General features: G+C 34.7%; 23 protein-coding genes and 1 pseudogene. 9 read left to right on the top strand and 15 right to left on the bottom strand.

All coding sequences use genetic code 11. The features are described from left to right. Positions 1-71: 71 nt before the first annotated feature. From AC2CGR_RS02755 to AC2CGR_RS02695, 13 genes are all read right to left on the bottom strand, one after another. Entirely contained in the window at positions 72-653 is a 582-nt protein-coding gene (locus tag AC2CGR_RS02755) for a cob(I)yrinic acid a,c-diamide adenosyltransferase (protein ID WP_087964713.1), read from the bottom strand. A gap of 137 nt (positions 654-790) precedes the next feature. Beyond that, positions 791-2,566: a sensor histidine kinase ResE gene (gene resE, locus AC2CGR_RS02750; protein WP_087964712.1), complete on the bottom strand. Its 1,776-nt coding sequence runs from the start codon at positions 2,564-2,566 to the stop codon at positions 791-793. Then, the gene (gene resD / locus AC2CGR_RS02745) at positions 2,566-3,282 is read right to left on the bottom strand and encodes a DNA-binding response regulator ResD (RefSeq protein ID WP_000426862.1); all 717 of its coding nucleotides are present in this window, start codon (positions 3,280-3,282) and stop codon (positions 2,566-2,568) included. The genes resE and resD overlap by 1 nt, the downstream gene beginning before the upstream one ends. Before the next feature lie 302 nt (positions 3,283-3,584). Further along, positions 3,585-4,742, bottom strand: a complete 1,158-nt coding sequence (resC, locus tag AC2CGR_RS02740) for a cytochrome c biogenesis protein ResC (RefSeq protein WP_000250094.1) — start codon at positions 4,740-4,742, stop codon at positions 3,585-3,587. A 14-nt stretch (positions 4,743-4,756) separates the two neighbouring features. Next, positions 4,757-6,382 carry a cytochrome c biogenesis protein ResB gene (gene resB, locus AC2CGR_RS02735; protein ID WP_087964709.1) on the bottom strand — a complete coding sequence of 542 codons (1,626 nt, stop codon included), beginning with the start codon at positions 6,380-6,382 and terminating at the stop codon, positions 4,757-4,759. A gap of 121 nt (positions 6,383-6,503) precedes the next feature. Continuing rightward, entirely contained in the window at positions 6,504-7,025 is a 522-nt protein-coding gene (gene resA, locus AC2CGR_RS02730; protein ID WP_087964708.1) for a thiol-disulfide oxidoreductase ResA, read from the bottom strand. A gap of 94 nt (positions 7,026-7,119) precedes the next feature. Beyond that, on the bottom strand, positions 7,120-7,848 hold the full coding sequence (gene rluB / locus AC2CGR_RS02725; protein ID WP_029440666.1) for a 23S rRNA pseudouridine(2605) synthase RluB: 729 nt from the start codon (positions 7,846-7,848) through the stop codon (positions 7,120-7,122). A gap of 289 nt (positions 7,849-8,137) precedes the next feature. After that, positions 8,138-8,668: a spore maturation protein SpmB gene (gene spmB / locus AC2CGR_RS02720; protein ID WP_029440665.1), complete on the bottom strand. Its 531-nt coding sequence runs from the start codon at positions 8,666-8,668 to the stop codon at positions 8,138-8,140. Beyond that, the gene (spmA, locus tag AC2CGR_RS02715) at positions 8,665-9,261 is read right to left on the bottom strand and encodes a spore maturation protein SpmA (RefSeq protein WP_000247806.1); all 597 of its coding nucleotides are present in this window, start codon (positions 9,259-9,261) and stop codon (positions 8,665-8,667) included. Before spmA ends, spmB begins: the two co-directional genes overlap by 4 nt. Continuing rightward, the gene (gene dacB, locus AC2CGR_RS02710) at positions 9,254-10,378 is read right to left on the bottom strand and encodes a D-alanyl-D-alanine carboxypeptidase DacB (RefSeq protein WP_087964707.1); all 1,125 of its coding nucleotides are present in this window, start codon (positions 10,376-10,378) and stop codon (positions 9,254-9,256) included. The genes spmA and dacB overlap by 8 nt, the downstream gene beginning before the upstream one ends. Before the next feature lie 111 nt (positions 10,379-10,489). Further along, positions 10,490-11,404 carry a superoxide dismutase gene (locus tag AC2CGR_RS02705; RefSeq protein WP_000082664.1) on the bottom strand — a complete coding sequence of 305 codons (915 nt, stop codon included), beginning with the start codon at positions 11,402-11,404 and terminating at the stop codon, positions 10,490-10,492. 105 nt (positions 11,405-11,509) lie between these two features. Further along, entirely contained in the window at positions 11,510-12,001 is a 492-nt protein-coding gene (locus tag AC2CGR_RS02700) for a YpuI family protein (RefSeq protein WP_000067568.1), read from the bottom strand. 21 nt (positions 12,002-12,022) lie between these two features. Then, on the bottom strand, positions 12,023-12,412 hold the full coding sequence (locus AC2CGR_RS02695) for a hypothetical protein (RefSeq protein WP_000583785.1): 390 nt from the start codon (positions 12,410-12,412) through the stop codon (positions 12,023-12,025). A 186-nt stretch (positions 12,413-12,598) separates the two neighbouring features. Between AC2CGR_RS02695 and mprF the strand changes: the two genes are divergently transcribed. Beyond that, positions 12,599-15,184, top strand: coding sequence for a bifunctional lysylphosphatidylglycerol flippase/synthetase MprF (mprF, locus tag AC2CGR_RS02690; RefSeq protein WP_087964706.1), 2,586 nt, complete (start codon positions 12,599-12,601; stop codon positions 15,182-15,184). Positions 15,185-15,188: 4 nt separating this feature from the next. Here mprF and AC2CGR_RS02685 read toward each other — a convergent pair whose 3' ends face one another. Next, positions 15,189-15,977 carry a hypothetical protein gene (locus AC2CGR_RS02685; protein WP_061402064.1) on the bottom strand — a complete coding sequence of 263 codons (789 nt, stop codon included), beginning with the start codon at positions 15,975-15,977 and terminating at the stop codon, positions 15,189-15,191. Between the two features lie 175 nt (positions 15,978-16,152). On the opposite strand from AC2CGR_RS02685, the gene deoD reads away from it, so the two are divergent. From deoD to AC2CGR_RS02660, 5 genes are all read left to right on the top strand, one after another. After that, positions 16,153-16,860 carry a purine-nucleoside phosphorylase gene (gene deoD / locus AC2CGR_RS02680; protein WP_000110703.1) on the top strand — a complete coding sequence of 236 codons (708 nt, stop codon included), beginning with the start codon at positions 16,153-16,155 and terminating at the stop codon, positions 16,858-16,860. A gap of 156 nt (positions 16,861-17,016) precedes the next feature. Next, the gene (locus tag AC2CGR_RS02675) at positions 17,017-18,828 is read left to right on the top strand and encodes a sensor histidine kinase (RefSeq protein ID WP_000797529.1); all 1,812 of its coding nucleotides are present in this window, start codon (positions 17,017-17,019) and stop codon (positions 18,826-18,828) included. A gap of 107 nt (positions 18,829-18,935) precedes the next feature. Beyond that, positions 18,936-19,466 (top strand): tyrosine-type recombinase/integrase, encoded by a 531-nt coding sequence (locus tag AC2CGR_RS02670; RefSeq protein WP_000806236.1) that lies wholly within the window; start codon positions 18,936-18,938, stop codon positions 19,464-19,466. A gap of 119 nt (positions 19,467-19,585) precedes the next feature. Then, positions 19,586-19,780 carry a DUF3924 family protein gene (locus tag AC2CGR_RS02665; protein ID WP_001094857.1) on the top strand — a complete coding sequence of 65 codons (195 nt, stop codon included), beginning with the start codon at positions 19,586-19,588 and terminating at the stop codon, positions 19,778-19,780. Positions 19,781-20,726: 946 nt separating this feature from the next. After that, positions 20,727-21,464: a hypothetical protein gene (locus tag AC2CGR_RS02660; RefSeq protein ID WP_484480488.1), complete on the top strand. Its 738-nt coding sequence runs from the start codon at positions 20,727-20,729 to the stop codon at positions 21,462-21,464. A 507-nt stretch (positions 21,465-21,971) separates the two neighbouring features. On the opposite strand, the gene AC2CGR_RS02655 is transcribed toward AC2CGR_RS02660, so the two are convergent. Continuing rightward, positions 21,972-22,817, bottom strand: a complete 846-nt coding sequence (locus AC2CGR_RS02655; protein ID WP_484480487.1) for a DUF72 domain-containing protein — start codon at positions 22,815-22,817, stop codon at positions 21,972-21,974. Between the two features lie 160 nt (positions 22,818-22,977). Here AC2CGR_RS02655 and AC2CGR_RS02650 point away from each other — a divergent pair, with 160 nt between their 5' ends. The 3 genes and pseudogenes from AC2CGR_RS02650 (at position 22,978) to AC2CGR_RS02640 (ending at position 26,522) form a co-directional block, all read left to right on the top strand. Next, positions 22,978-24,249 (top strand): ATP-binding protein, encoded by a 1,272-nt coding sequence (locus AC2CGR_RS02650; protein WP_484480486.1) that lies wholly within the window; start codon positions 22,978-22,980, stop codon positions 24,247-24,249. Between the two features lie 227 nt (positions 24,250-24,476). Further along, a pseudogene (locus AC2CGR_RS02645) lies at positions 24,477-25,898 on the top strand (Gly-Xaa-Xaa repeat protein); the annotation flags it as partial. Between the two features lie 195 nt (positions 25,899-26,093). Then, positions 26,094-26,522, top strand: a complete 429-nt coding sequence (locus AC2CGR_RS02640) for a hypothetical protein (RefSeq protein WP_001265569.1) — start codon at positions 26,094-26,096, stop codon at positions 26,520-26,522. The last annotated feature ends 78 nt before the right edge of the window (positions 26,523-26,600 follow it).

Raw genomic sequence — 26,600 nt, 5'->3', positions numbered from 1 at the left:
TTTCTAATTACCACCATACCTTCTCTATTTTGGTATATTACAGAAAAAAGTATACAAAAAAAGAAAGTGAATCACTCCACTTCCTTCTCTTTCTTATCACGAAAAACGATTGCACTGCGATTATACTCTACATCTTTTACTTGTAATCGAGCGTTTATTACTCTAGATACTGCAAATAAATAATCAGATAATCTATTTACATACTTTAGAACAATTTCATTTATTTCTCCTTCTTTTTGCAAGGACACGATACATCGTTCTGCTCGCCTTACAACTGTACGCGCAATATGAATAGCAGCTGCCGACTCGCTTCCACCTGGTAAAATAAACCGTTCTAGCGGCGGTGCTTCTTCTATATACGAGTCAATCCTATTTTCTAAGTTTTCGATCATTTCAATTTTTACTTTATAAGGAATTTTCTCGCCTACTATCGCCAAGTCTCCCCCGCAATCAAATAGTTCATGTTGAATCGTTTCAAGTTCATTGTAAATATCTCCGAAAGACCCTCCTTGTAGTTTAGTCATCGCATATCCAATATGAGAATTCGCCTCATCTATTGTGCCATATGCTTCAACTCGGATATTATCTTTATCCACTCTGCCGCCTATTACACTTGTTGTCCCTTTATCTCCTGTTTTTGTATATAATTTCATTGCTTTACGACACCCCTCTCATTATTCTTCATTCGACTAAGTTAGAAAAAAAGTTCTACTATTATTTATTTAATTGATTTTACAAAAAAATAAACAACAGTAGAACTTTATTCATTATCAACTTTAAAAACATATATCTAAATTATACGATTCGGTAAATATACAGAGAATGTAGTTCCCTTTCCAACAACACTTGAAACAGCAATTTTCCCATCATGGCCTTGCACAATATTTTTTGCAATCGCAAGTCCGAGTCCTGTTCCACCTTTTTTCCCACGTGTTCTTGCTTTATCAGCTTTATAGAAACGATCAAATAAAAATGGAATATCTTCTTCTGGAATACCAGCGCCCGAATCTTGTACTTCAAAAATAAGACCATTATTTTTCGTATCAATTACAAGCGTTACATGTCCGCCTGCGTTCGTATGACGTATTGCGTTATCAATTAAATTCGTCAATACTTGTTCCATGCGATCTGCATCAAACGGGTATTGCTCAATTGGATCTTTGAAGTCAACCGTTAACGCGACTTCTTTATCCTTTGCAATCCCTTGGAATTTACGACCTATTTTTTCAACGAAAGGGTGAATGTCAACTTCACCTATATGTAACTCTACATTACCACTTTCCATACGCGCTAAATCTAATAATTCATTTACAAGTTTACCTAAACGAACAGATTCGTCATAAATGATTTGAACAAACTCATTAATTTCTTCTTTTGTTTGCACAATATCATCTAAAATTGCTTCACTATACCCTTGAAGCATGACCATCGGTGTACGAAGTTCATGTGATACGTTCGCAATAAAGTCTTGACGCATCTTCTCAAGACGGCGTTCTTCCGTCATATCGCGCAATACAGCTACAGCCCCGCGAATTTTCGTTTGATTGTAAAGCGGCGTCATAAGAACTACATAGTTACCTTTTTGTAAATTAATTTCAACCACTTGTTGTTGTTCGCTTTCTACAACGAGATGGAATAGTTCAACAAGTTCAGAAGGCAGTTTTTTACTGAGCTCTATCTCTTTTTCTTCTTGCCAAACTTGTAAGAAATGTTCAGCCGGCGGATTGATTACAACGACTTCACCTTCTTGATTTAATGTAATAACCCCATCTGCCATACTACTTAAAATACTAGCTAACTGTTCTTTCTCTTGCTGCAGGGCATTCATATTAAACTTCAACTGTTTCCCCATTTGATTTAAGGCCGTTGCAAGCTCACCAATCTCGTCCTGAGATACCATAGGAGCTTTTGCATCAAACTTCCCACGCGACACCTCAAAAGCAACCTCACGCATTTTACGAAGTGGCGCTGTAATTCGAGTAGATAAGAAGAATGCAAAGAAAGTTGTTAATATAATCGCAATCCCTGCTGATAAGAATATAAAATCAGTCGTTCTTTCCATGCCTTGTATCGGCACTTGTAAAGATTCGTATACAAACACTGCACTTTGATCTTTTGACTGTACTGGTTTTCCAACAATCATAATATCATTTTCAGTATTTTTATTCTTTCTACTATTAGAGGCTTTTCTAATGTTATTCTTAATTTCTTTTTTGTCTGTAAACACAGCCGCTAATTCTTTATCTTCTTTTAAGTCATCCATTGTAAGAGTGACTAATCCTTCTTGTTTCGGTGAAGAAGATATTTCTTTACCATCTTCTACAATAATGATCCTTGAAAGTGGGTCAGAGAATTTGTACGCGATATTCTCAATCGTTTTTACATCGGCACCTTCTTCAATTAACTCTGAAACACTTGTTGCAACTTTTTGAAGCCGAGTTTCACTCATATCAACATAATACGTTCTAAAAAATTGTGAAAGTAAAATCGCAACAAATCCAAGTACAAACGAAACGAGAAGTAATATGGTCATCCATAACTTCCCTACTACACTTCTCCAAAGCATCAGTCGTTCACAACCTCAAACTTGTAACCTACGCCCCAAACGGTAACAATCATCTTCGCAGCATCTGGTGATTTTTTGCTTAACTTCTCACGTAAACGCTTTACATGCGTATCAACTGTACGTAAATCTCCAAAGAATTCATATTGCCATACTTCTTTTAACAATTGCTCACGATCAAACACCTTATCAGGAGCTTTCGCTAAGAATAATAGTAATTCGTACTCTTTCGGTGTTAAATTCACTTCATTCCCATCTGCTGTAACACGATGTGCATCATTATCAATTGTTAAATGAGGGAACACAGTAACATCTTTTGTCGTTGTATCTTGCGTAAAGAATGTTGTTGGTACAGAACGGCGTAAGACCGCTTTCACTCGAAGCACTACTTCACGTGGGCTAAATGGTTTCACAATATAATCATCAGTTCCTACCTCAAACCCTTGTACTCGATTTACTTCTTCACCTTTTGCTGTCAACATAATAATTGGCGTCGCTTTCTTCTCACGAACCCCTTTACATACTTCAATACCATCTTTACCAGGCATCATAAGATCTAATAGGATTAAATCATAATCATTTTGCAGTGCCATTTCTAAAGCTGTATCACCATTGTCAGCTTCTTCAATTGTGTATTGTTCTCTTTCTAAATACATTTTCAACAAACGACGAATACGATCCTCATCGTCTACAATTAAAATTCTTGATTCATTTTCCATTTCTACCCGTTGCGTACTTTTACCACAACGGTTCACACCTACCCTTCTATACTATTATGTTGCGCTATTCTCGTTTATTTAAGCAATTCTCTAAATGTTTCACTTTCCATATTATGCTTCACAAGAATAATAAAGTTTGTTCAATTTTTTTCCAAAACTATGTATTTTTTTCGAACAGTATATAATGTCCTCGACATCATTTTACAAAATCAACCGCTACTTTGTCATGTTTTTCTCAAAAAAGAAGAAAAGTTGACAAAAATAAAATAGGAAAGTGACATTCACTCTCCTATTTTATTTCTCTATGCGTATGAATGTAAACCCGCGATAATTAAGTTTACTACAATAAAGTTAAACATAATGATTGCAAAACCAATTACCGCTAACCACGCCGACTTCTCTCCATGCCACCCTTTTGATAAACGTAAATGTAATACCGCCGCATAAAAGAGCCAAGTAATAAGCGCCCAAACCTCTTTTGGATCCCAGCCCCAAAAACGTGTCCACGCTATTTGAGCCCAAATCATGGCGAAAATCAATGCACCTAATGTGAAAACTGGGAATCCAATTGCAATAGAACGATATCCTATTTCATCTAACAAATCGCTGTTCGTATTTTTCACTAACGGCTGAAGTGCCGCTGATACTCGTTTACGTAAAATTAGCCTTAATACGATATAGAGTAACGTTCCAACTAACACTGACCAAATAACAGTATTTAATTTTTTCGCATTTACAATCGCTGGAACTTCAACTGTCGGTTCTAATTTATTTTCTGTCAATAACTTCCCTTCATGCGGTCCAACTAAAGCGGGAAGGTTGTACTTCATTTCCACTTGTTGTTCATTTTTATCAATCCATTGGAACTTCGCCTCATATTTCATACTAGAAAATACCGTCGTTACTCCAATAAATCCAACTGTACAAACAAGCGTGAACACGACCGTCTCCAACCAAAATGTACGTTTACTTTTCACTGATTGATCTACATTTTTCAATAAATACATAACACCCGTAATAAAACTAATTGCTAAAATTGCTTGTCCTGCCGCCGCAGTCGTCACGTGAATATGTAACCAATTACTTTTTAAAGATGGAATAAGCGGTGATATTTCCCTCGGAAACATACTCGCATAAGCAATTAATAAAAGCGCAACCGGTAATGCAAATAGTCCGATTATACTTACGCGGTACATAAAGTACATGACAATAAATGCTCCGACAAGCATCATGCCGAAAAACGTACCAAATTCAAAAAAGTTACTAACTGGCGCATGACCTGATGCGATCCACCTTGTTACAAAATAAACTGTTTGTGCAATAAACCCTAAAATTGTAATCGTTATTCCTACATTTGCCCACTTATGTCCCTTTTCTTTAATTGCTCCCCCAAAAAACAGAGTGGCAATTAAATATAAAATAAATGCGGTAAAGAGAAAGTTACTACTTATTTGCACCATATCGTTTCCCCACCTTAACTAATTTTTTTATCGACTACTTTATCATTTGGTTGCGGAATTGCTGTACCTTCTAGTACTCTTTCAATATCTTTCTTTAAACCGAACCAGTTTTTATTCGTATGCCCTGCAATCCACCATTCATCATTAACGCGTTGTATCCAAATACGGCGATGATTCCAATACATCCCTTGAATGACACCAACCATAAATATAAATCCTCCAATACCGAGAATCCAAAGCGTTAAATCTTTCCTTACAGTAAGTGCAGTTGCATTTTGCATTTCCACACCTGCAAAGGACATTTTATATTTGTTATTCCCATCAGGTTCTATATTTTGCTGAATACCAACAAAACTCACTTCACCATCTGGTGTTTCAGGTGTAAACATTTTAAATACGAATGCTGGATTGTTTGGTAATTTCGTTTTTGTATTTGGTCTTCCATTCTCATCAAAATAAAAGTCAGGGAAATAACTTAATAGTTCTAAAGAATAACCATTTCCTAAATCAAATTTTTCCTTAGGATTCGTTAAATCAACTTTAATCGGTCCCCACTTTTGATTATTTTCTTTATTTTGCAAGTTAAAGGACATACTTTTAAATTCACTTTCTTTGTAATCCACTTGATATACAGCAAATTGATCAAATTTCAGCGGTTCATTCACTCGAATTTCCGCTTCTTTTACTTTTTCTAATTTCGGTTTTTGTCCTGCTATATTTTCGCCCACAGCTTTATATAATACGGCATTCGTTTGGAAGTTTTTCGCAATCATTTTATCACCTACACGGTCAATTGCTTCATCAAAAACTTCTTTATCCTTACTCTTATCATAAACTTCCTTTATAAACTTCTCGTTTTTTAAATAGTATTGCCCATCCGTTCCAGGTATTTCTTTCGTTTCACCGTCACGTAACCAAAGCGCTTCATCTACGTACATACTCGGTAAAAAACGAAGCATTGCACCGAATAAAAAGATAATGAGACCGATATGATTCACATATGGACCCCAGCGTGAAAACCGTCCCTTTTCCGCCAAAATATTTCCGTCTTCCACTTTTACGTTATAGTTTCTTTTCTTTAAATTCTTTTGAACTCTTTCAAAATCACCATCTTGCGGTGTACCAGTACCGTATAATCTTTGTCTCTTTAAAAAGCTAGGGTGTCTTTTCACCCCTTGCTTCTTTAAGGCTTTATAAAGTGGAATGACACGATCTAAACTGCATATCACAAGTGAAATACCAATTGAAGCAATTAAAATCATATACCACCACGAGCCGTATAAATTATTAAATCCTAATTGATAGTATAATTGCCCTAAAAATCCGTATTCTTGTTTATAATATTCGGCGGGTGCAATCCCTGGAGTTATGTACATTTCTTGTGGGAAAATAGTTCCAATCGCCGATGCAGCTAAAGTGATTACAATGAGCCATACACCGACTTTTACAGAAGAGAAAAAGCTCCAAATTTTATCGACAATCGTTTTTGTTTGCGTGAGAGATCTCCGAGCACTCCCCTCATAGCGCATATCCAATAGTTTTATATTTTCATTGCTTTCAAATGGTTTCCCACAAGCTTCACAAAAAACAGTTCCTATTGGATTCACATGTCCACATTCACACTTAATTTCTTTCAACACTCTCACCGCCCCTGTATCTATATGTACTATTGTATATTCTAACCTCGAGTTACCGCAATACTCAGAATTTTTAAACTGAAGGCGCTATAGGTAAGCGCCTCTTATGTAAAGGCTTTCTTTATTACGGAGTAATTTTCTTTAAGTATCCTTCTAACTGTTCTTTCGTTTGTTCACCTATAATTTTCTCCACTACTTTTCCATCTTTATCAATCAAGAAGCTTGTCGGTAATGGTCCTACGCTATATGTCCCTATGATTTTTGTTCCTTTATCAATAGCAACTGGGAATTTCAAATCATATTGTTTCACAAAGTTCTTAACAGCAATTTCTGTTTCATCTGCATCTAACGCAATAATTTCAACGCCTTTTTCTTTATACTTTGGATATAATTCATTCATATAAGGCATTTCTTTCTCGCAAGGTTTACACCAAGTGCCCCAAAAGTTTAAAAATACACCTTTTCCCTTTAAATCTTTTAATTCAATTTTCTTTCCTTCTAAATCTGTCACAACAAAGTTAGGTGCTTCTTTTCCGATTTGCATTTTCTCTTTATCAGCAAAGAATCCTTGATAAAGTGTAAATCCTACAGCACCACATAAAATGAGCAGAATCATAACGCGAAATAATAAGCGATTTTTTTTCATATTGTCTCCCCTCTCTTCGACGAGTGATGAATATATGTATTTTTTAATAAATCACCAGCGGAGCATTCCACTGGTGAAATTTTCAAAATATCGATTAGCGAGGTTTTGTAGAAGCCAATGCACGTAATTGTTTTACCTCATGTGGTGTCAATTCTCTTGCATCACCAGGTCGCAGGCTTCCTACTTCTAAGAAAGCATAGCGTTCACGCTTTAGTTTCACTACTTTACAATCTAACGCTTCAAACATACGACGTACTTGACGATTACGTCCTTCATGAATTGTTAATTGGACAATCGCCATTTCTTTACGCTTGTCCCAAGAAATAATCTTCACACGTGCTGGTGCTGTTTTTCCGTCTTCTAACATCACACCGCGTTCTAACATGCGGATTTTCTCACCTGTTAGTGGACCTTTTATTTTTGCAACATACGTTTTTTCAACTTTATATCTAGGGTGCATTAATACGTTTGCGAAGTCCCCATCGTTTGTCATTAATAATACGCCAGACGTATCATAATCTAAGCGTCCGATTGGGAATAAACGTTGTGTAATTTCAGGGAAAAAGTCTGTTACAACATTTCTTCCTTTATCATCTGATACACTTGAAATTACGCCAGTTGGTTTATATAGTAAAAAATAAACAGGTTCTTCTTTTTCAAGAGGGATGTTATTTACTTCTACTTTATCTTGAGGAGTTACTTTCGTTCCTAACTCCTTCACTATTTTTCCGTTAACTTTCACTTTTCCTTGCTGAATTAATTCCTCAGCCTTTCTTCTCGATGCAATACCTGCTTGCGCAATCACTTTTTGTAATCGTTCCATTTCTTTTTTTCACCTCGAATTTATCTTACCTTACATTAGAAAGACTTGGCAACCGCATACGCTTGACGGCTTTTCGCTTCATCTTACTTAAACAACATAGCGATGATAATAAACATATAAAGGTCAAACCATGTTTTTACCTTTTATTATTGTCCATATTTTTCATATTGCTCACAATAAAAGTTCATTATTTTGTCAAAAATACCGCATAAAAAAACCACTATTAAGCAACACCTTAATAGTGGTCGTATACGTATTATAAGCGAAATAGCATAAAAAATGAATAGTATTACTTAAACAATAGAGAAACAAATACAAGCGAACAAATAATTCCGATTAAATCGGCAAAAAGTCCTACTTTTAATGCATCTCCCATTTTTCTAATTCCAACAGCTCCGAAGTATACTGTTAAAATATAAAAAGTCGTATCTGTACTCCCTTGCATCGTAGAAGCCAATCTTCCAATAAACGAGTCTGGCCCATATGTGGCAATTAAATCAGTCGTAATACTTAAACCAGCAGAGCCCGAAATAGGACGTATAAGTGCTAGTGGAACAATTTCTGCTGGGACATGAATTAAATCTAACATCGGCTTCATTACTGATATCATTGCATCTAATGCACCTGAAGCTCGAAATATAGAAATAGATACGAGCATTCCAACCATAAACGGTAAAATAGAGATTGCAATTTGAATTCCTTCTTTTCCTCCCTCAACGAACGATTCATACGTCGGAACTTTCTTTATCGTTCCATATAAAAGGATAAAACCAATCACACAAGGGATTACCCATAATGATATCGTATTAACAATACTCATTTTTTCCGCCCCTTCCTACTCCTTCTTCGGTAAAAATAGCGATCAATCCAAATCGCTCCGATCATAGAGAGTACTTGTGCAATGAATGTTACCCCAACAATTTCAGTAGGATTCGCTGATTCATACGTCATTCGAATCGAAATGACAGTAGTAGGAATTAAAGTAATCGCTGATGTATTTAAAGCGAGAAACGTCACCATAGAACGGCTCGCCGAATCCTTCCCCCCATTTAACTCTTTCAATTGTTCCATCGCTTTTATACCAAGAGGGGTCGCTGCATTACCTAACCCAAAAAAGTTGGCCATCATATTCGATAAAATAAATCCCATTGACGGATGGTCCTTTGGTATTTCTGGAAACAATCTTTTTACTATCGGCATAAAAAGTGACACTAACTTTTTTAACAATCCTGCTTCCTCTGCAATTTTCATTAAACCGAGCCAAAATACTAAAACACTAATCAGTCCTATACAAATTGTTACTGCGTCTTTTGCTCCATCAAATACTGCTTTATTTATTGCTTCCATCGTTCCATTTATCATGGCATATACGATCCCTATGACTGCCATCGCTACCCATACGAGATTAACCATCGCTTCCAACACCTATCATATGAGAAAAAATTTCTTTCACATTATTCCAATACACTCCCGTTGTAGCTACTAACTTTCGTTTACTATAAAATAAATTTCGTTCTCCAACTTTCTCATTGCCAACATAAATTTCTGTCTTCCCAACCTTTACTCCATCCTTAAGTTTCATACTTTTATCGAGTTCAACTTTTAATACGACATCCTTTCTTTCCTGCTCAGTTAAAGGTACCGCAAAACTATTTTTCGTATAAACATGATTGGCATATTTCTTTTCAGTTATTTCAGCAAGCGCTCCTTGTCCTACAACGTTTGTTTGTTTGAAACGTTCAAAACCTTTATCAAATAAATTCATATGATCATCCCAATCGCTAGAAGCGCTCAAAGTTACGACAATTAGATCTAGTCCATCTTTTGATGCTGTTGTAACAAGCGTCCGGCCTGCTTTCTTCGTAAAACCCGTTTTTCCTCCTGTTGCAAATTCATAATAAGACGTCACAAGTTTATGTTTGTTTTTCCACGGATAATCCCACGAATCTGATTTATACGTTTTTGTCCCAAAAATCTTCTTAAAGGTTTCGTTCCCCATTGCATACCTTGTTAAAAGTGCCATGTCATAGGCCGACGAATAATGGGACCCATCTCCATCCAAACCATGTGGATTTGAAAAGTGAGTATCTTTCATTCCAATTTGTTTCGCCTTTTCATTCATTAAATATACAAACCCTTCTATACTCCCTCCCACATTTTCAGCAATTACTTGTGCTGCATCATTACCAGATCTAAGCATGAGTCCGTATACTATATCCTCTAACTTCACTTTCTGCCCAGGCTTTAAATAAATTGCTGAGCCTTCTACTCTCACTGCTTCATTACTAACCGAGACCATTTCTTTCATTTTTCCTGATTCAGCAGCTAACAAGGCAGTCATAATTTTTGTTATACTAGCAATCTTTTGTGGCTCATGTTCTGCTTTTCCGTATAATACACGACCTGACTGTTGCTCCATTAATACAGCATTTCGAGCACTGACATTACTGTTCATCTTTGCATATGTAGGAATTGGCATAACGCTTGCGTACACAATAAAAAGCGTAATGATTACACAAATTCGTCTCATATTTCCCCCCACGTCCTTTTGGCACTTTTTGTACAAGTGTATGCTTGGCCTTTTAAAATATGAACGAAATCTCCCTCCTCTTCCCATAAAAAAGACGCAGAGAATCTGCGTCTAATACGGTGTCCATTCTATTTGTTTTGCACTTTCAAATCTTTTTTCTACATCAGGCCAATTTACAACATTCCACCAATTTTTAATATATTCATCTTTTCGATTTTGGTATTGTAAATAATACGCATGTTCCCACACATCTAGTACAAGGAGCGGTATCGTATCCCATTGTGTAAATAATTGATGAAGTGTACTCTGCAAAATTTCTAATCTTCCTGATCGTGGAACCCAAACGAGAATCGCCCATCCTGAACCTTCCACTTTGGAGGCTGCTTCTGTGAAATGTTTTTGAAAACGCAAGAAACTTCCAAAATCTTGTTCAATCCGGTGTGAAAGTGCCCCCCTCGGACTTCCGCCGCCACCTTTTTTCATGTTATTCCAAAATATCGTGTGTAAGTAATGACCTGATCCATGAAAGGCCGCTTCTCTTTCCCAATGCTTAATTAAATCAAATTGATTTGTTTTTCTCGCTTCTTCCATCATCTTCTCTGCCTTATTTAATCCTTCCACGTAACTGCGATGGTGTTTATCATGGTGTAACATCATAATTTCTCTAGATATATGCGGTTCTAACGCATTATACGGATATGGTAATGGCGGGAGTGTATGCCCTCCAATTGGAACAGCTCGTTCACTGTCCCCTCTTTCATATAGTTCATATTCCTCTTCTCCCTGCATAAATACTTCCTGCAAATGATGCTGAATATGTTCTACATCATCACTTATTTCATACATAAACTCTGCATCTGTATCATACTCATGCTCTTTCATACGGTCTAATAACGTTTGAATTTTATAAGCAAGCATATGGACATCATACACTTCCATTGCACGGCTATCTAATACGTGAAGAACACTTTCACACCAGCTTTCTACTTCATGAAAGTAATCTGTAAATACACCTTGCTGACTCATGTTACACCTCCTTAATGCTATCCCCTTAAATATATTCAAAGGAAATCCCTTATATAACTGTACACAAGGAAAAGAAGCTAAGTCCCCTTAGCTTCTTTTTCACAATTAATATTTGTGTAACATCTTTGTTTGGTAATCCGTTTCATAATATTCTAGTTCTTCACGCATCAATTGAAATTTACCTTCTAAATTCTTCATTACTTGCTCTATAGATGCAGGTGGCGTTTGTTGAAAAACGATGGAGTTTTTCCCTGTATAAGCAGACCGACTATTTTCATACCAATGATCACTCTTTGGTGAAAAAAACTCTGCAATTACTTGATGATAAATTTTATATAAAATCTTTTCAGCTGCTGTCTTTCGAAATGGCTGGCTATTTAACAAAACAAAACATGCATCATGCCCTTCTTCACAAAAAACGAGAAGACGTCTTATTGACCCTAATAACCCTTTATAATATTGTTCGTTTCCTGCCGGTGTCTCTTCTAATAAAGAAGGCAACGTATGATAATTTACATAATTGGTTATCAAATGAATAACATCTTCTAAAAACATAGAAACTTGTTCTGTTTGATTTTCCACCATTAGATTAGACATTTTTCCCTCTCCTTTGCCATTTTACGCTATTTCTACTCTTTTATTTTTATGTAATTCAGCCAATATTTCTTGTACTTTCACCACTATTTCCTCATCAAAATATTGTTGGAATTCTTCTATATTATTTAAATACAAACGTTTTTGCATGCGAAGCTCATTCTCTTTCAGTAAACAACATATCGCTACAATATCCCGCAAATATATGTCTTGATTTTCTACTTTACATACTGGATTTCCTTCAAAAGGAGTAATTTCTTGTAAAACTTCTTCAAAATACCGAACATATAAAACAGAAAAGGTTCTTTCTTTATCATTTAATATATATGTCACTTCAGATCTATTAAAAAAATCTTCTGACGTATTAGGTTTTGCTTTCTCTAGCTCATACCCTGCATAACCTATTATAATCATCTAATTCCCCTCTCTTCCTTCTTTCAACTTATTTTAACTTAATTTTCTGACAAACGAAATACTCTTTTAAATGTAACCCTTATAAAAAATAGCTTCCTTATACAGGAATTTACCTTTTTATTTTTCTTGAAGTTTGTCATAATAATATTATTGTCTCAGTTTTCTTATACAAGGAGAGTTGTATTTATGTCGTTTTCATGGAAACGTTTCTTACAAATCGGGAAAATTATCTTCCCATTTGTTGTATTAACAATTGTATTCTTTCAAGCAAAAAAAGAATTAGCAGGCATTTCTTTTTTAGAAGCAATTAATACAATTAAAAACATTCCAACCGGAGGAGTCTTTTTAGCAATTACACTTGGTGCATTTGCCGTATCAACAATGTTCTTTTACGACTATGTTATGCTTCGTTATTTAAAAGCTGATATACCTGTCCAAAAGATTTTTCGTATCTCATGGATTGCTAATACTTTAAATGGATTTATTGGATTTGGTGGTCTCGTTGGAGCAGGTGTACGAACAATGCTTTATCGTCCATACATAAAAGAAAATGGCAAACTTATTAAAAGTATCGCCTGGATGACAACCGCTTTTATTAACGGACTCGCTATTCTTTCGTTCCTCGGTCTTATTGGAATATTAGACACAAGTTTTATTTTGCATGAAAAACCGTGGCTATGGCCTGTTCTTATCTTCTTCGCCCTTTTCGTCCCTATATACATTGGCTTTTCTAAACTAAAAAATAGAAAACCAAAGCAAACCGAAGGACAAGATGAAGGAGAAGAAGAGAAAAATCCAACTGTTTTATACTCATTAGTTTCATTAGTTGAGTGGGTATCTGCTGGTATCGTTATGTATGTCATACTAATATTATTTGGCATTGATATCGAATTTCAAAAGTTTTTAGGTGTGTATGTAATTGCTGCATTAGCTGGTGTTGTTAGTCTTGTACCTGGTGGACTTGGTTCATTTGACCTTGTCTTTTTAACTGGGCTCGGACAGTATGGCATTGATACAGGTGTATTACTACCTGCTATGTTATTATATCGCCTCGTCTATTACATTTTACCATTCTGCCTTGGTCTTATTTTTGCAGCTTTTGAAATGACAGGTGTGGCCATTAAAAAGTTTGAAGACAAACCTTTTATTGCGCCTGCATTAGAAACAACTGGTGTTATATGGACTTTGCAGCGTGATTTTCTAGGAAAACTAGGTTCATGGGCCTCTGCTGCTTTAACAGTATTTGCGGGATTAATGGTTATTTTATCGACCATTCTACCGACAAGTATAAACAGAGCACACGCCTTACATATTCTAGCTCCAAAACATCTTATTCAATTTTCTTTTAGCTTATCACTAACATTTGGTATTCTCCTCCTGATCCTTTCACGAGGCATATATTATGGAACAAAGCGTTCTTACTATATGACGATTATTTCTTTAATTGGAGCAGCCATCTTTAATACGCTAAAAGGGATTGATATTGAAGAGACGTTTATTTTATTAATTGTACTCGCTGTATTATATATGCTTCGTAAAAGATTTGTACGCGAGAAAATGGAAGTCTCACTTTCTGATATCGTAAAAGTTTTTGTATTCTTACTTATAACTTTATATTTATATAAAAACTTAGGTATTTTATTTGCAGGTGCAAAAGAAGCTTTTAAACCTGATTTTGTCGTTCGTAATATTACACAAGTGAAACGAAGTGCATTAGCAGCTGCCTTTTTCGTTCCTACATTTTTATTGATTGGCTCACTCATCGCTAATCGTTATCGAAATGAATTTCCCGGGCAACCAGCTAATGATAAAAGATTGCAAAACTTTTTAGATGAACATGGAGGAAATGTACTTAGTCATTTAGGATTTTTAGGTGATAAACAATTCTTCTTCAGTAGTGATGGGAAAGCGCTCCTTCTCTTCTCTATAACTGGAAAACGTCTTGTTGTGCTAGGGGATCCAATTGGAGATCCTTCCTCCTACCGTACTGTGTTACAAGAGTTTTTAGCTGAAGCTGACCGATTTGGATACATTTGTGTATTCTACCAAATCGAAAGTAAATGGATGAGTTTATATCATGATTTTGGTTATAACTTCTTTAAGCTTGGTGAAGAAGCTGTCGTTGATTTGAATACATTTACCATAACAGGAAAAAAACGTGCCGGTATGCGAGCGACTTTCAACCGTTTTGAACGAGAAGGCTATACATTCTCTATTCACCAGCCACCGTTCTCAAACGAATTATTTGAAGAATTAAGAAAAGTTTCAGATGCGTGGCTCGGTGGAAAAAAAGAGAAAAGTTTCTCACTCGGATACTTTGATCGCGAATATATTAGCCGAGCACCTATCGCTACATTATCTGATGCAGATGGAAAAATCATCGCATTTACAACTTTTATGCCTGTATATCAAGACGGATCATTGTCTGTTGATTTAATGCGGTATTATCCAGATGCACCTAGCGGCATTATGGATGCAATTTTCATCCACCTATTCCAATGGGCAAAAGAAAATGAATACCACTCCTTTAATATTGGTATGGCACCACTTTCAAATGTAGGTTTATCGACACAATCTTTCTGGTCTGAACGGGTTGCTGCTGCCATCTTTAATAATGTTCGTTATACATATAGTTTCAGCGGATTACGACATTTTAAAGAAAAATATAAACCAGCATGGAGCGGTAAATATTTAGCATTTAGAAAGAATCATTCTTTACCAATTACAATGCTCTCTGTAACAAAATTAATAGGAAAAAGAAAAAACAGCTAACTAGTTAGCTGTTTTTTCTTTTTTGAACTTGTACAATAAATTCTTTTTCATATTTCTTACCATTTATATAGAAATCTCCCCATATTTTATACGTTCCTTCAGCAGGAAATGTAATGCGATATTGTAATTGCTCATCTGTATCAACAGGGATTGCATATAAAAAGTTTTCTCTCGTTTCGTCCACAATATAGAGCGCCTCCACCTCTCCTCTCTCTGAATGTAATTTCAATTTTTCACCCTTTTTCGCTTGAAATTGAAATGTTAATGTCACTGGCTCATTTGGATGCAGTGCACCAAATAAAAGAGAAACTTCATACTCCCCTATTTTTTTTGTAAGTACACTATCGATTGGAAATTTTACTTTTTTCTTATTTTTCTCGTCTATTTCTTTCCCAAAATCTTTCTTCGCAAATGATTGCACAGACTTATTTTTGTCTTCATATAAAAATATTGTATATCCTTCATCTTTCGCTATTTTAGAAGAGACCTTATATGATCCATTTCCTGCGAATGTAGGTTTCATTTGTTGTACATGTTTTAATTGTCCGTCTACAATAACTGCCCGAATTTGATCATTCACACCACGCACTTCGCTATTTTTATTATTTAATAATTGAAACAAAATATCTGCTTTCTCATTTCCTTTTCTATTTGACACATCCCATTTTACTTCCTGAACATCACTTACAGTCTCTGTAGTTTCTTGATACTTTTTTATGTAAAATCCGCCTACTACAACAAATAGCAAAGCTACGAGTCCAATGACTAGATTTTTCAAAACATCACCTACCATTTTTATAGTCTCTATTCATACAAAACTTCTTACATATATATTCTAGATGACAATTTATGAAATCCTTCTGTTTTGCACATATTACAAATAATAAAAAGATTTTAATTGAAAGGATTCGTAGTGTATAATGCAAATGATATTGATTTCTATCAATACATTATAAGGAGGACTTTTCATGAGTGTACATATTGAAGCAAAACAAGGCGAAATCGCTGAATCTATTCTATTACCTGGTGATCCATTACGTGCAAAATATATCGCTGAAACATTTCTAGAGGACGTTACTTGCTATAATAACGTGCGTGGTATGTTAGGATTCACTGGAACTTATAAAGGAAAACGTGTATCTGTTCAAGGTACAGGTATGGGTGTTCCTTCTATTTCTATTTATGTAAACGAATTAATCCAAAGCTATGGAGTTAAAAATTTAATTCGCGTTGGAACTTGCGGTGCCATTCAAAAAGATGTAAAAGTTCGTGACGTTATTATTGCAATGACGGCTTGTACTGATTCTAATATGAACCGTTTAACATTCCCTGGATTTGATTTTGCACCAGCTGCAAACTTCGACCTTCTAAAGAAAGCTTACGATGCTGGAACTGAAAAAGGCTTACACGTTCGTGTTGGTAACGTTTTAACAGCAGATGTATTTTATCGCGAAAGCATGGACATCGTTAAAAAGCTTGGAGATTACGGTGTACTAGCAGTAGAAATGGAAACAACTGCTCTTTACACATTAGCAGCGAAATACGGTGTAAATGCGTTATCTGTATTAACAGTAAGCGATCACATCTTCACTGGTGAAGAAACAACATCTGAAGAGCGTCAAACTACATTTAACGAAATGATTGAAATCGCTTTAGATGCAGCAATTCAACAATAATACATTAAAGAACTCGTCATACGTCTGTCGAGTTCTTTTTATGTGACTTTTTATTAAAAACTACTTTCAGAAGAGACAGATTTTCTCCTCTACTTTTTTGTAACGTTTGTTATAATAAAGAAATCATTTACAGTATTTCTCACAAGAGGTGACGCAGTGAAAAACAGAAGTATCGTCTTTAAACTATTTTTATTAACATCAACATTATTTACAATCATATTCCTCCTCTTTTTCCTAGGACAATCTCTATTTTTAGAGAAATTTTATATTAATAAAAAAGTAAAAACAGTTCAAACTGCTTTTGAGAAGTTCGTAGATACTTACGAAAAAGGTGGGAAAAGTTCTGAAGAAATTCGAAAACTAAAACAAGAATTTCATGATAAAACAAATGCTGATATGCAATTTTTATCTCCTGAAGGCATTATTAAAAGTGACAACAATTACTACATTGATGTAATTAATCCTAAAAATAGTGAAACATATTCCATTCCGCTCAATAATCTTTTAACGCCCGAAGAATATAAGAAATTCGAAAACTTAGGATTGAAAAAAGATGACATGATAAACGTCGTTGGTTTGGTACGAGGGAAAACAATAACACCACTAGAATTGACAACAAGTTATAATCGATGGCAAAACGAACGTATCAATTCAGATTTTTCATCCATTAATGGCAACCCTTCTAAAAATAGACTTACAAGCCGATACAAAACTGTGACTCAAATTGAATTTACTGGTATTGTATCTAAGTTACAACTTCCATCGAAAGCGGAGGTTCGTCTTGCAAATGATATTGAAACATTACAAGCCGTTCAATATTTTGCAGAGCTTATTAGAAATGGCACTGCTAACTCGCAGCAATTAAACACTTATATAATAGATGGCGGGGAGAATATAAAGAATAGTATCTTTGTAAAACCTATTATGGAAAATGGAAAGATTACAGAATATGCTTTTGCGATAGCATCCTTGCAACCTGTTAATGAAGCGATGCTTGTTTTGAAAGATTATTATGTCTATGCCTTAATCATCGTATTTCTCGTAATTATTTTATTATCCTTTTACTACTCAAAAATCATTGTGAAACCATTAATTAAAATTAATCGCGTTACAAAGAAAATGGCCAATTTTGATTTTAGCGAGAAATTACCTGTAACAGCAGATGATGAAATTGGCGGACTTTCTGGTAGTATTAATACGTTATCTGTAAATTTAAAAGACCGAATCGATCGATTAAATGTTGCCAATACAAAATTACAACAGGATATTGAACGTGAACGTCAATTAGAGAAAACGCGAAAAGAATTCATTTCTGGTGTATCACACGAATTAAAAACACCACTCAGTGTAATTAGAAGTTTTGCAGAAGGAATTAAAGATGGCGTTAGTAAAGATACAACGTATTACACAGATGTTATTTTAGAAGAAACAGAAAACATGAACAGACTTATTGTTGAAATGTTAGAGTTAGCAAAATTAGAATCAGGTACTTACAAACTAGATATGACGACATTCTCAATTGGTGAATTAATTCAACAAGTTTATACAAAATTATTATTTAGCATGGAAGAAAAGCATTTACAAGTGAATATAGATGTAGAGCCTTCTATATTTGTAAAAGCGAATCGTAGTCGTATTGAGCAAGTGGTTGTGAACTTACTTAGCAATGCCATTCGCTATACGCCAGATGGAGAAAAAATACAAGTCTCCGTTATAGCAATGGAAGATACAGTAAAAGTCGAAATTGAAAACACAGGAAACCCTATTCCAGAAGAAAGTCTTGAAAAAATTTGGGATCGTTTCTACCGTTTAGATGCATCTCGTAGCCGTCATACTGGTGGTACTGGTCTTGGGTTATCTATTGTCAAAAACATTTTAGATCTCCACCATACCGAATACGGTGTATATAACACGACTAATAGTGTTGTATTCTACTTTAATTTACAAAAAGTAAAAGAAGTCAAATAATTTGTCTTAATTTCACTAGGAGTTCACATGAAATTCACACTCTCCCTTTATAGTAAGAAACAAGTTAATCCTTTCCTTTACACATATAAAAGAGGAGAGTGCGTGAAATGAAACAAGCAGGACAACCTATTCAAAATGAAAAACAATTAGAAACTATCAAAAATATACTTTTACAATCTTCGAAACGTGATGGCTTATTATTCGTATTAGCTGTAAATTCTGGCTTAAAAGTAAGTGAAATCTTACAATTAAAAGTTAGTGATGTAATCGATGAAAATGAAAATGTTCGCCATTCCATTTTATTTTACAATGAAAAAGTAAAGAAACATAAATGGTTCGCTGTAAATGAAGACTTACAGCACGCGATCGAAGACTACATGAAAGAACGTAAAACTTGGAAACGTAATGAACCATTATTAAAGTCTCAAAAAGGAACAAAATCTATTACGAGACAACATGCGTGGTACATTTTAAACAAAGCTGCAAAAGAAGTTGGATTAGAAGGGATTAGCTCACATACACTTCGAAAAACTTGGGGATATTGTGCATACAAATCAGGTGTTGATATCGCATTTTTACAACACTTCTTTGATCATAGTACTCCATCAAAAACTTTAAAGTATATCGGTATTGCTTAATAACTCTTATACATAAAAAAGGTTACCATTTATAAATGGTAACCTTTTTTATGTTTCACATTCTCTTTTCTTGTCTCTCCTATATTGTAGTGGTACTCTAATAGTAAGGGGGAGAAATTATGAACACTTTAACAATTGAATTACCGAAAGAAACGGCTGAAAAACTTGATTTATTAAAACAAGCTTACGAAAAGAAAACAGGTGCTTCTATTTCTGAGAGTACTCTTGTTCAAACACTTATCTCAAAAGAATTTATCCAAGCGATAACTCCTTTTGATTTACAACAATTCATCACTGAAAAAGAACAGCATTAATTGCTGTTCTTTTTCAGTTTTTCGTGTAGGGACGATATTATAAGGACAAGCCATAGAAAAAGGATGTATACAGTGAAAATCGCTGAGTGAACAGGGTCTATACATACGGATACCTTATAAATGACCGCATGGCAAAAACAAAAACACTTATCCATCTATTTTGATCAATTACTTTTTTGTAGTCTTTCAAAGTAGGGGATAAATCTGCCTTCCAGCCGTATTCCATAATCGTTCCCACATGATAAAAACCCTCAAGACCTTCAGTCAACATTAAATTCGAAGAAAAGATGAAAAATATAGGATTGTATAAGACTTAGGGTAATGACTCACTAAGTTAAGGGAATACATAAGGGAATTATTACTTATTGGATTAGAGGATAAGGGGACGGCTGGTTAGAATACCTCTTATTGCAGGACTTGGTTTTACACATCGGATATAGTACGTGAAATTTCTTGTATTATTTTTATCTACTTAAATTTTTACAAACGCCATAAATTCACCTACATTAGCTGTTTCTTTAAATGTGTGTTAGTGCCATACCAACACCATCCACCTCTTCTAATATTGACTAATTCATCTTGCATTTTCTCTTTCCTTCATACCATTAAATTTACGGAATTTATAGAAAGTATATTCAATCCGTTTATGAGTATTTTAGTATATTATGTTGTAAATAAATAAAAAAATACATCCTAAGGTGCCTTCCTCCGACTTGAACCATATGTTATATATCGAATTATGGTAACAAGTCAATTGATTGTGAATTATATCTATTTTTCAAATCATTTACACATACCTAATTATAAACTACGTTAAGTTTACATTTTTTTACAAGTTAAGTTTATCAAAAAAACACATGGATAACTAGACTTGTAATTAAAATCTATAAATCTTAATATATAATTGCAATAACATTAATACAAAATGGGATTGGAGAGGTTATTTATGAAAAAAACTTTAGGGTTATCATTAGCATTAGGATTAACATTAAGTGCATTACCAACTATTGGTAATGCAGAGTTGCAACCAAATTCTTTTGTAGCACCGCAAAAAGAAGTACTTAGCGAAGAATTAATTAAAGAAATAAAAAATAATTTCACTATAGGTGGGATTTCAGAAGAAACTCAAATAAGATTGATTGAAAAACTTAAAAAAGGTGAATTATTAGATGCTCAGAATCCTGCAAAAGTAGGGACTGGATATACGCAAACTAAAGAATATTTAGATGAAAATGTTGTACTTTGTACAGAAAAGAAAACAACATATTTGGATGGATCTGTTACATTAGAATCTATTACAGGTGGTACTTTTGAAGAAGTTGGACCGAAAGTTGAACAAAGAACTATTTCAGGTGGTACTTCTAGAACTGGTTCAGGTTATGTGAATTATTATGGTCGGAAAGTTTCTCGTTTAAGTGGCGCAGTATATTCTAGTTTTAAAGCTGATTACTCACATGTAAAAGGTGGTTATGATAGTCTTAGTAGAATATATGAATGGGATATTTCTGGTGTAGGTAGTTTAGGGAATATAGAATTAAAATTAGAAAGAGGTACCGAAACTTCTAGTAGAAATGCATATGGTTTTCTAAGGTTTACCGGAACTATATCAGGTAATTATACAACTACATTTTATCATAAAATATATGTAGGCGGAGATAAAGCTTGGGATACTGGAAACTGGTAAGAATTAAGAGGTGGAATAATGAATATCGGTACAACAATTTATAGTGTTATAGGCTTAATTTCAATTATAGCTATCCTTTTGATTCTATTTCTTTTGATGAAAAAAATAAAAAATAAGTAATTAAACATACAAAAATAATATTAAATGGTGTGTATACCTAAAAACCTTGATTTATATATCTAAATCGAGGTTTTGTTTTTAATTCGATGTAATTTGAGATTATTCTAATGATATTCCCTCTAATTTTTATTAGTGTTGACACAAAAATAGGTTGTGAAGAAGAAGAGCATTAATGCTGTTCTTTTTTTATTGCTATTTAAAATATAAAAAGTTTTTTATTTATTTTTCGGAAAACTATTGACAATGATAATGATAACCATTATCATTTATTACGAAGCCAACAATTGATGAATCAACCAAACGCTCAGTAACATTGTTACCCCTCTTTTTCATATAGAAAGGCACTGTACATTCCCCCTGTTTGTACAGTGCCTTTCTTGCTTATTATCACTCAAACAAATTTAATTGCTCAGGCTTTGGCTCACCATATGTAATGTTCATCATTTTCATAAGCTGTTTCGCATTATCAGCTGCATCGCCGCCCGAATTATTATTAAATAGTACATATATGTCCTTTGTCTTCTTTTTTAATTGTTCTAGTCTTTCTACCCATTCTTCTAATTCTTTATTGTTGTAGCGATATAAGCAACGAACCGCTCTCCAATTTTCCCCTTTATCAAGCCAGCCATGAACATTCCGGCCATGAAAACGTATTAACACCATCTCTGCATTCGTTACTTCTAATACAAGCGGTACTGAACCCATCCCTGCCTGTGGCTCATCACAAATTGTATGAATCCATTTCTCCTGCTCTAGGAACTGTAACGTCTTATCTCTCATTTTTGGATAAAACCATGTTTGATTTCGAAATTCTATCGCACACGGCAAACCTTCCATTTTTTCTTTTGTATATCGGAGAAAATCTACATTTTTCTTTTTACAATCAAACCATGGTGGATATTGAAATAAAATCGTTTTTAATTTACCAGCTTCAATTAAAGGAAGAATAGATTGTTTATATACATCAAACATCTCATCGAACGTAGAAAAAGGAATTTCACCTTTCATATGTCCTGTCATTCCTTGATATGCTTTTACGATAAAAGAAAAATCTTTCGGTGTTTCCATTGTCCATTTTGTATAGTTTCGTGCAGGTTGCATCGCATAAAATGAACTATCCACTTCTACTATAGGAAAATACTCACTATATGTTCGTAATTTATTTCTATTTTCATAGGGGTCTATATATAAAGAATCATGATCTCCCCACCCTGTTACTCCAATGAAAAGCAAATATATTCCTCCCTTTTTAACTTCACCTTCTATCCAGTCTACTCACTTCCTTAACACTTCGACCAATCAATTTCATTAAGTAGTCCCTTCTTTAAGAGTATCCGTATAAAAATATGATATACTAGATGGAAGAATTTTTAAATTGAGGGGTTATTTATTTATGCTTCCAAAAGATGATATTGTATCTCATGAAAAACGAATAGAAGAACTAGAAAATAAAGTACGTTTTTATGAAGAACTTGTGAATCAATTACCACATCATTTCACATATAAAAATCCACATATTGGTTTACAAATAAAGAAAACGAGATCGACTCATTCCATTCAAAGCATAAAAAAAGAAAATAAAGAGGCTGATTTTCAACTGACTTGCGATTCATTATTTTTATTTAAACAACTTGAAACATACTTTGTTCATATTTTTGATGCTTTTTCACATCATGTAACCTTTGTTGATAATAAAGGAAATATAACTTTATGTAATCAAGCTGCAGCAGATGATTTTGGTGTAATACGAAATGATATAATTGGAAAACCAATTCAACAATTACTAAAATTACCTGAAGAAAAAATCAAAGCTCTAGAAACATTAAGAACGGGCACAGAAATATATAATGAAGAAGTTTTAGACAAAAACTATGGCATTTTAAATAACCGAATTATTCGTGATTATAACGGAGAGATTTTTAGAGTTATTAGTGTCTTTCATTATTTAAACACAGAACGTGATGCAGAAAAATTTTCGTTAGCAGGGCGAATCGCGGCTGGTATTGCACATGAAGTACGTAATCCTCTTACAACCGTACGAGGATATTTACAATTTTTACAAGAAAGTGTTTCTCCATCTAATAAAGAACTATTTAAAAATTTACTTATTCCTGAATTAGATCGAGCAAATAGTATCATTACAAAATTTTTATCTATTTCAAAAACACGTGAATTTAAAAGAGAACCCTTTCCCATTAATACATTTTTACGTGAGTATATTCAACAGTTACTAGCTAGCGAAGTCTTTTTACATAACATTTCAATTGATTATAATTTTTCTACCGAATTAGATGATATATTAGTTCATATTGATCGTCATGAACTTGTGCAAGTTTTTTTAAACTTATTCCAGAACGCTGTCGATGCTCAAGGAGAAAAAAAACTTTCTATCCAAATCACTAGTTACCGCCTAGATAATTTTGTTCGTATTACTTTCACTGATAATGGGACTGGTATTCCACCAGCGATTCAAGACTATATCTTTGATCCATTCTTCTCAACAAAAGATTCCGGCACAGGTTTGGGCTTGTCAGTAACGAAAAAAATTATTCAAAATCATAACGGTACATTAAAAATGACTAGTAATGAAGATGGTACTACTTTTACTATTTCAATTCCAATCTTACCTAAAACAGCCCTTGAAAGATTAAATCAATACAAATAAAATCCAATCCACGAACTGCATGTTAATTGTTACATCCTTCAACAATTGACATGCAGTTTTTATATTGAACTTTTCTTCTTTACATTATATAAAACCTTCTCTATATTTCACTTATTTTTTGCTAGCTGGGCCCATTTCTTATTTTTTTAGAAATGGTAGTTTGTCCAGCACGGATTTAGTATAAATTTCATTTTAATATATAGTAATGACTATTGATTCTATGAAAGAAAGGAAAAGTATTTTATGGTAATGATTGTTGCGAAGTCAGAACTTGCAGTCACATTAACATCTCTAAGTCCGAACTTACAGAATTCGTTAGACTTCTTCAAGCTCTTGGCCAAGCTATTCAAGCTGTCTTTCAAAACCCTTCTCAAAATAATATCAACAACTTGATTGCTGCCCTAAATAACTTACAAAAATTCCTTAATTGCTTAGATTTATCTCCAGCACAAAAACAAATTGGAAATTCTATTATTGCTAATCTATTAACTATTTTAAGAACAACACCTTTCTCATGCGGAGCATTGTACGTTGAGCTACAAAGCTTACTTAATTATTTATTGTATATCGCTAAGTTATTCAAAGTAGATTGTTGTACGATCGACAAACTAGTTAGACTCATAACAGAGATCCAAACTATCCTAGTTCAATATGGATCAGGTTGTCTTGGAGGTAGAGGAGCAACAGGCGCTACTGGTGCTACTGGGCCTCAAGGACCGGCGGGTGCTCAAGGTGCTACTGGGCCTCAAGGACCAGTGGGTGCTACTGGTGCTCAAGGACCAGCGGGCGCAACAGGCGCTACTGGTGCTCAAGGACCAGCGGGCGCAACAGGTGCTACTGGTGCTCAAGGACTGGCAGGTGCGCAAGGTGCTACTGGTGCTCAAGGACCGGCAGGTGCGCAAGGTGCTACTGGTGCTCAAGGACCGGCAGGCGCAACAGGCGCTACTGGTGCTCAAGGACCAGCGGGCGCTCAAGGTGCTACTGGTGCTCAAGGACCAGCAGGCGCTACTGGTGCTACTGGTGCTCAAGGACCAGCAGGCGCTACTGGTGCTCAAAGACCGGCAGGCGCTCAAGGTGCTACTGGTGCTCAAGGACCGGCAGGTGCAACAGGCGCTACTGGTGCTCAAGGACCGGCAGGTGCGCAAGGCGCTACTGGACCTCAAGGGCCTCAAGGTATTCAAGGACCGGCAGGCGCAACAGGTGCTACTGGTGCTCAAGGTGCTACTGGCGCAACAGGACCAGCAGGTACGCCAATTCCTGTAACGATCGCAGCAATCGGAAACTCAAATCCACAAACTATATCACCTGGAACAAACCTTCAATTCAATCAAGTGTTTGAATTAACTAATATCTCTTTCAATGATACTTCAGATACTTTAACGATTTTAGAAACAGGTGTATATGATATTAGTTTCTCAGCGTCTACAACTTTCCCAGGCTCTTCACCGTTTGGTTTTGGTATTTCGTTCAATGGTCAACCACCTACTCGTAATTTCTCAACTAACGTTATCGGTAGTGCTGTTTCATTCTCTACAATCGTTACTTTACAAGCTGGTACAACGATTGCTGTACAACCTACAGCAAACACTATTTCTATTCCAAACACGGGCGATACAACTGCAACACTATCTGTATTCCGAATTTACTAATTTTCACTCAATAAGTATATTTATAATAATATGTATTGTTTAACCGTGCATTAAATCTCTCTTTATATAGAAAGGAGCACTTATTTGGGAGGATAAGTGCTCCTTCTTTACGTTTCTTTACCTCAAATTTACTCTATCTTAATCCTCTTTTTGTATGATAAATAGTGAAGTCAAAGATATGAAAGAGGGATGAAAATGAGAGTTATGTCACTAATACGCATTTGGTTTGCTCTTATGGTATGCATTATTTTATGTGTAGGATTTTTTTTAACTCTAAAATATTCCACTATATCAAAAGCAGAGAGAAAAACTGTTCCATACAAACTTTTGTATACAAAACAAAGCAACATCCCTTATTCCAATGCAACAAATAATGAAAAAAAAGTTATAAAAGGAATGCTTATTACGAAAGCTTCTAGTTCCGAGGCGTTACTCCAAATTGCTGAAACGATTAAAGATCAGTATACAAATAAAAAAATCGATGAAATTACACTTTCTATCCACAATGAAAATAATGGTAATTACGAAGAAGAATTGCCTTACGAACCTATTAGTAAAGGCAAAATAATCGTCACATACGATTCCGAATCCTTTGGCAGTACGAATATTGTACTTAATGAGTAATATCATGTATCTCAACGGATATGGATTAATAGCTAATTAAGATAGACAAAAATCTCTACCGATTAAAATTTTATTTTG

It is taken from the genome of Bacillus sp. LSHTCR4 (assembly GCF_057197025.1).
The sequence above is the reverse complement of the archived record's forward strand: the minus strand, read 5'-3'. Positions and strand labels throughout refer to the sequence as shown.